The 6,383-nt window shown below is 72.6% G+C and carries 10 protein-coding genes; 2 read left to right on the top strand and 8 right to left on the bottom strand.

Annotation, left to right across the window (positions count from 1 at the left end):
* The 8 genes from ABT106_RS30535 to ABT106_RS30500 all read right to left on the bottom strand — a co-directional run.
* Nucleotides 1-445 (bottom strand): glutamate-cysteine ligase family protein (locus ABT106_RS30535; RefSeq protein ID WP_351283907.1); only part of this gene is annotated, 445 nt, incomplete at its 3' end.
* A gap of 261 nt (nt 446-706) precedes the next feature.
* Nucleotides 707-1,021: a GNAT family N-acetyltransferase gene (locus ABT106_RS30530; protein ID WP_351283904.1), complete on the bottom strand. Its 315-nt coding sequence runs from the start codon at nt 1,019-1,021 to the stop codon at nt 707-709.
* 142 nt (nt 1,022-1,163) lie between these two features.
* Nucleotides 1,164-1,592 (bottom strand): hypothetical protein, encoded by a 429-nt coding sequence (locus tag ABT106_RS30525; protein ID WP_351283901.1) that lies wholly within the window; start codon nt 1,590-1,592, stop codon nt 1,164-1,166.
* 157 nt (nt 1,593-1,749) lie between these two features.
* Nucleotides 1,750-1,989 carry a hypothetical protein gene (locus tag ABT106_RS30520; RefSeq protein ID WP_351283899.1) on the bottom strand — a complete coding sequence of 80 codons (240 nt, stop codon included), beginning with the start codon at nt 1,987-1,989 and terminating at the stop codon, nt 1,750-1,752.
* A 106-nt stretch (nt 1,990-2,095) separates the two neighbouring features.
* Nucleotides 2,096-2,488 (bottom strand): DUF3662 domain-containing protein, encoded by a 393-nt coding sequence (locus ABT106_RS30515; protein ID WP_351283897.1) that lies wholly within the window; start codon nt 2,486-2,488, stop codon nt 2,096-2,098.
* 90 nt (nt 2,489-2,578) lie between these two features.
* The gene (locus ABT106_RS30510; RefSeq protein ID WP_351283894.1) at nt 2,579-2,905 is read right to left on the bottom strand and encodes a hypothetical protein; all 327 of its coding nucleotides are present in this window, start codon (nt 2,903-2,905) and stop codon (nt 2,579-2,581) included.
* A gap of 64 nt (nt 2,906-2,969) precedes the next feature.
* Nucleotides 2,970-4,028: a vWA domain-containing protein gene (locus tag ABT106_RS30505; RefSeq protein ID WP_351283892.1), complete on the bottom strand. Its 1,059-nt coding sequence runs from the start codon at nt 4,026-4,028 to the stop codon at nt 2,970-2,972.
* A gap of 95 nt (nt 4,029-4,123) precedes the next feature.
* Nucleotides 4,124-5,404, bottom strand: a complete 1,281-nt coding sequence (locus ABT106_RS30500; protein WP_351283910.1) for a cation:proton antiporter — start codon at nt 5,402-5,404, stop codon at nt 4,124-4,126.
* A gap of 537 nt (nt 5,405-5,941) precedes the next feature.
* Here ABT106_RS30500 and ABT106_RS30495 point away from each other — a divergent pair.
* Together ABT106_RS30495 and ABT106_RS30490 are read left to right on the top strand one after the other, a co-directional pair.
* A complete protein-coding gene (locus ABT106_RS30495) occupies nt 5,942-6,139 on the top strand; it encodes a hypothetical protein (protein WP_351283889.1) in 198 nt (65 codons plus the stop codon).
* Nucleotides 6,140-6,153: 14 nt separating this feature from the next.
* On the top strand, nt 6,154-6,383 hold a 230-nt coding region (locus tag ABT106_RS30490; protein ID WP_351283886.1), incomplete at its 3' end, for a hypothetical protein.

Genomic DNA, 6,383 nt, shown 5'->3' with positions numbered 1-6,383 from the left:
CCAGGACCGCGACCCCCTCCTCGTCCGACTCCACCGACACGTGGACGTGACAGCCACACGTCAGCTGCTCCTGCGCGGTCAGGCCGAACTGCTCGCCCACCCACTCGTAGCGCCTGCCCGCGCTCATCGACGGCCGGACGGGCAGCGGGGAGGTACCGAGGGCGGCCACCAGCGCCCCGGCGGACGCCGCGTGCCGGGCGGCCTCCGCCCGCCACCCGGTGATCTCCTCCAGGAGCTCGCCCATCTCCGTCACCGGTTTCGTGGCGAACTCCAGCTGCTCCTCGTGCAACTCCTTCTCGAAGGTGTGGGCAGGCTCTCCAGCACTGCCCGGCAGGTGCCCGGCGGACCGGTCCGCAGCCGCCAGCACGACCCCTGACAGGGCCAGCGGCTCGCCACTGCGGGCGTCCACCAGCAACAGTTCCTCTTCCACGCCCACGCTTCGCACATCGCCCCAATCGGTCTTACGTCTCGTGCAGTACCGCCCCTGCCCCCTCGGGGGGTCACTCATGCGGGCACGGGTCGGGGCGGCACGCGCCGGATCACGGCCGGGGCGCCTCCGGCCGGGCCGGGGCGACCGCCTGGGTGTGCTGCGGCGTGTGCAGGACGCGCATCGGTCCGCTGCCGGTCCAGTACCGCTCCCGGGCGCCGGGGTTGTCCGCCGGGGGCGTGGACCAGCGCTCCCCGGCGTCGGCCGGCCGGGGACCGCTCAGAGGCCGAACTCCGTACGGCGCGCCTCGGGCACCAGGTCCGCGTACTCCGGGTGCTTGCCGATCCACCCCCGGATGAACGGGCAGTACGGCAGCACGTCCAGGCTCCGCGCCCGGGCGTCGTCGAGGGCGCCGCGGGCGAGGAGGCCGCCCAGGCCCCGGCCGGCGAAGCGCGGGTCGGTCTCGGTGTGGGTGAAGGCGATCCCGCCCTCGGAGAGGGAGTAGTCGGCGAAGCCCGCCGTCTCGGTGCCGTCCTCGCCGGCGAGGATCTCGAAACGGGACTTCTCGGGGCGGTCCACCACGCGCGGTTCCATGCCTGCTGCTCCTGTGCCGTCGGTCGAGGGGTGTGGGACGGATTCTGCCAGGGCCCGCCCCCGGGCCCCCACCGCACGGGGGCTCCCCCCAGCGTGATGTCTCCCCCGCGGGGGACTCGTGCGGGGCCGGTCCCCCGCGCCGTCAGAGTTCCGCGCGGGTCGCGGCCTGGGCGGCGCGTACGGCGACGTTCGCCGCGTCCTGTACGAGCGGAGCCGTCGGGCGGCCGCCGTCGGTCAGGGTCCACCCGCACAGTGCCGCCCAGGCCAGGGCGGCCGAGGCCGCCTTCGCGCGCTCGGCACGCCGGGCCAGGAAGGTACCGAAGAGCAGGGCGTCCCCCGCGTCGACCGCGACCCGGCACAGTACGGCCGTACGCAGCGCGGCGCCCGCGGGGACCGTCACCATCGCGGCGCCGATGACCGCGTCCCGTACTCCCAGCGCCCGGATCAGCAGCGCGGAGGAACCGTGATCGGGAAGCCCGCAGGGGCGGGCGAGGACGCGGGGGCTGCAGGCGACCGCCACGCCGTATCCGAGGGTGGCCACGCCCATGGCCCTGGCCGCTGCGGTACGCATTTCGGATCACTCCGTTCGATGGGCCCGGCCCGCCGGACGGGGGCTCGGTGCCGGGGCCCGCCTACCCCCGACCGACGGCGCCGAATCCCGGCCCCGGACTGACCGGGACGGGACCCGGGGAAGGGCGGGTCGGGGCGGGCGCGGGTGGTTCGCGCGGTCAGCGGTTCCCGGCGTCCGACCCCCGCGACGTGTCCGGGCGGGCCTGCTCCTCGCGGCCGATGCCCGGCCGCTGCCGCTTGGCCGTGCTGCCCCCGGCGTCCGCTTCGCCCTCGCTCGTCGGCGAGCGGCGTACGACGGCGTCGTCCGCCTGCTCGCGGGCCTCTCGGTCGCCGCTCTCGCCCACGGCTTCGGACGGTGTGGTCCGCGGGTGGCGGGGGGCCTTCTCGTGCTCTGCCATCTCGTCCTCCTTCTTCGGTCATGCTGTCGTCAAGCGACTACCCCGCCCCACCGCCCTCAGACGCACCGGCGGCGGCGCGGCTCTCCTGCGCGTGCCGGCCGACGGGTCAGTCGGGAAAAGCGGCCGCCCTGATGTGCGGCATGGGCGCGCTGGAGATCCGGTACCGGGAGCCGGGCTCGAGCTCCGCGGGCCGGAGCCGGACCGCCAGCGGCCCGGCCCATTCGTAGCGGTGGTTCTCGCCGTGCCGTACGAGGGCATCGGTGAGCTGCAGCCCGATTCTCCGGGCGTGCCGGGCGATCTTCCGGTAGACGTCCGGGGGCAGGTCGATCTCGTAGGCGTTGGGCGCGACCACGCGGCAGCGGCTGCACACCACGGCCCGCTCGTCGCACTCGCGCTGCAGCGCCCGGACCAGTTCGACGGGCTCACGGTGGCGGATCCGGTCCATGAGCGCGTCCTGCCAGCGCTCGACGGCGTCCTCCCAGCGGCTCAAGGCATTCATGCCGCGCGTCTGCCCGCGCTACGCCGCCTTAGCCCGCCACGCAGCCCGTTCCCGAACCCGTTAGGCGGCCGCATACGCCGGGACTCCCCTTCAGCCGGAGGCAGTTGTGCGCCCCGGGAGGGCCCGGGCGGCCGCGGTCTGGGCCGAGCGGGCCCCGGAGCGGGCGCGGCGGGCGGCCGCACGCAGCCGCAGTGCCACCCGGTGGCGCCAGAGCGACGCGACGGTGAGGGACAGCAGCCCGCCGAACAGGGCCAGGAGCATCAGGGAGACCCACATCCGGCGGCTGCCCGGATGCTGCCCGCCCTCCCAGGCGGCTCCCGCCGCCCAGAGGACGAGTCCCGCGGCGTACACGGTGCGGATGCGGCGCAGCTGCCGGACGGCGCGCGGGGCAAGGGGGGCGGGCCTCAGCGATTCCATGGCGAGCGACTACCCCGAACCCGCGCTCACTACCGGAACGGTTCCCAACACCTTCCGGTACGTCTCAGAGCATGATGAGCAGCCGCGTCTTCGGCTTCAGCTTCCGGTTCACCGAACGGCTCTGGACGTAGACCTCCAGCTTGGGATTGCTCCCCGCCTTCACCGAGACGGTCCCCCGGACGCCGGTGCCGAACAGAAGACTGCGTGCCGCGTCCCCCGTGTACGCGCGGTCGGTGTCCTTCTCGACCACGATGACCTCCTTGTCCGGCTGTATCTGTACCCGGGTACCCAACTGGTAGTAGCACGCTCCGCGTTCGTACGTCACACCCGGATGCGAGTCGACGAAGGAGCGGATCTCCGCTTCCGTGTCGACCTTCAGGAGCCGGTAGGTGTCGGCCGGGACCGGTTCGAGGTTCGCCCGCACCTCGTCGATCGACAGGTCCTGGCCGACCGCGAACAGGTTCTTCGTGCCGCGCACACCCTTCTCGCGGCCGCGGAGGAAGCTGGTGGCGGCGGCGCGCACCGTACCGATCGCCTCCTTCACGCCCTCCTGGGAGTCCGCGTCCCATATGGCGATGTTTCCGGCCGGGAAACCGTAGTTCTGGGCGGTTCGCTTCGCCAGGGAGTTCGGGACGAGGATCGCGGAAGTCCAGTGGTCCGGGAGCGCGCCCATCCGCGCCGCGATCTTGTCGAGCCAGGGGCCGAGGACCGTCATGTCGCCGTCGTGCCGCCTGGCGCCTCCGGAGGCGTTCTCCTCGCCGTCCGTCACCACGATCTGGAGGAAGCTGTGCTCGCCGTACTCCTCCCAGATGTGGTCCAGGTCGTCCAGGGACTTCAGCGAGGCTTCGATGAGTGCGGTGGCACCGTTGTTGACCTTGTACAGGCCCCGCATGGACGGCAGGTGCTTCACGTCCATGTCCCAGACCAGGTTTTCCACCCTGTGGTCGAAGGAGTAGAGGCTGATCCGGGTCTCATGACCGAGCTTGTCCGACTCAGCCTTCAAACCCGCCACGAACTCGTCCACGACGCGAATGAGTTGGCTTTCATGCGGGCGCATGGAACCCGAGGCGTCCACGACCAGCGCGACGTGATTCACCTTGTGCTGGATTCTTTTTGCGGACATGTTCCTGCTCCTTCGCCACGGCTCCCCGAGTGATGTATCCACACTATGGGGAGCCACTGACAACGGAGCCTGACGGGCGGTCACCCGGAATTCCCTCAGCCGGCCCGCCCCGGGGCCGGGTCGCCGCCCGGGCCCTCCGCGTCGTCGAGCCGCGCCGTGACGGGGGTGGCCGCGACACCGTGCAGGAGTACCGAGAGCAGGACGGTGAAGGTGACCACGGCCCACAACTCCCGTGCCGGGGCCGCGAAGTCCGCCTCGCCCAGCGCGTACGCCAGGTAGAAGAAGGAGCCGATGCCCCGGATGCCGAAGACGGCGATGGCGGCCCGTTGCCTGCCCGTGGCCGCGCCCCGCATCTGGACGGCCCATCCCACGGCCGGGCGGATCACCAGGAAGAGCAGCAGGCCCAGAAGGGCTCCGCGCCAGGTCAGGGCCGCGAGGCCGCCGTCGGCGATGAAGCCGCCGACGAGGAAGAGGACGACCGCGGTGAGGAGCCGCTCTATCTGGTCGGTGAAGGCGTGCATGACGCGGTGGTAGCGGTGGTCGCGTTCGGCGCCGCGGATCGTGACGGCGGCGACGAACACGGCGAGGAACCCGTAGCCGTGGAGCAGTTCGGTCAGCCCGTACGCGGTGAAGGTCGCGGCGAGGGCGACGAAGCCCTCGCGGTGCTCGGAGAGCCGCAGCGCCTTCCAGGTGGCCTGGAAGAACATCCATCCGAGCAGCCGGCCGACGAGCACGCCCACCACCAGCCCCACCGTGCTGCGTATGAGTACGTCGCTCCAGGCCCAGTGCCAGAGCCCCTCCGTGGACCAGCCGGTCGCGGAGGACGCCGTCAACGCGATGGCGGCCAGGACGAACGGGAAGGCGAGTCCGTCGTTGAGGCCGGCCTCGCTGGTCAGCGCGAAGCGGACCTCGTCCTCGTCGTCCTTCTCGTCGGTCGGCTCACCCACGCGCACTTCGGCGGCGAGGACCGGGTCCGTGGGCGCGAGAGCGGCGGCCACCAGCAGCGCGACGGCCGGAGGCCATCCCAGGAGCCACCCCGCGGCGGCCGCCGTGAGCAGGATGGTGAGCGGCATGGCCAGACCCAGCAGCCGCCACGTCGTCGACCAGGCGCGCAGGCCCGGCGGCCGGTTGATGGCCAGCCCGGCACCCATCAGCGCCACCACGACACAGACCTCCGTGAGGTGCTCCACCACACCACGGTGCCGTACGGGGTCCAGCTCCGGGAGCACGTCCAGGGGCAGCAGGAACACCAGGAAACCGGCTGCGAGGAACACCATGGGCAGGGACAGGGGCCGTTTCGCCAGCGCCGTCGGCAGCACCGCCGCGCAGAGGGCGCCCAGCCCCGCGCAGGCGTACACGACGTCGATTCCTGTCAGGCCCAATCCGACCACCACTCCTGTACGTATGCGTATCGCTCGTCACTCGCCTACCCGGTCCGGGTCGCGGAACCTCGCCGGTGTCCGCCCCCTGGGAGGGGTGGGGCGAGCGCGTTGGGCGCTCGGGTGCCGTGGTACGGGCCCGGATCCTCGTGACAGCCGGTGTGACCGGCGTTTTCCGAAATACCGGTCCGAAGGGAACGTGGGGCGTCCTGTGAAACACACTCCGCCGCTCAACCGGGGGACGCCGGAATTCCCACGCCGCCCTTCCCTCTTTCCCATCCATTCCGGGATTCCATGCCGGGATTCCATGCCGTGCGCGGAGAATGACGCGTTCCGTTCGATCTCCGCCTGCCCCGCACCCGGAGACTCATTCACGCGTGCCCGTTCGGCCCGCCACCTGCCGAATTGGAGGAGCGGACCACGGGCGTGCTTTGCTCGTCCTCGCGTGGGCACACTCCACGGGACCCGCGGCACGGCATCCGGGCGCCTGGCCGCCGCCGGTCAGGGCCGGGTGCGAACGAGGAGGAGAGCTTCATGGCAGACGACCGTCAGTCCGCTCGGCGCGGCCCCGAAGGCCCCGCCGACACCGCCGACAGCGGCGCCGCGGGGCAGAACCGCGACGCGTTCGCCGCGAGCGACGAGAACGAGCTCCTCGACGAGGACGCCAAGAACCTCCTCGAGGACCGTCGGCGCCCCCTCAAGGACCTCGACCCGGAACAGGTCGGCAAGTAGGGGGGCGGGGCGCGATGGCGAACACACGGATCACCCCGGGGCAGCGCCGGGCGGAGGGCTTGTCCGCGCGCCGGCGGGCGGCGCGGGGAGCCGCCCGCTCCCTGCCCCGGCCGTCGGAACTCGGCCCCCGCCTGTGGGAGTGGACCCGGGCCTCCGTCACCCGCGGCGGGCCCCGCGGCCGTACCGCGGGCGCCGTCGCCGTGTGCGCGAGCGCCGGGGAGCCGCGGTCGTACGCCGGGCGGTC

This window comes from Streptomyces sp. NPDC002044 (assembly GCF_040296725.1).
In the GTDB taxonomy this organism is placed as follows: domain Bacteria; phylum Actinomycetota; class Actinomycetes; order Streptomycetales; family Streptomycetaceae; genus Streptomyces; species Streptomyces antarcticus.
This window is presented reverse-complemented; position numbering and strand designations above follow the sequence as displayed.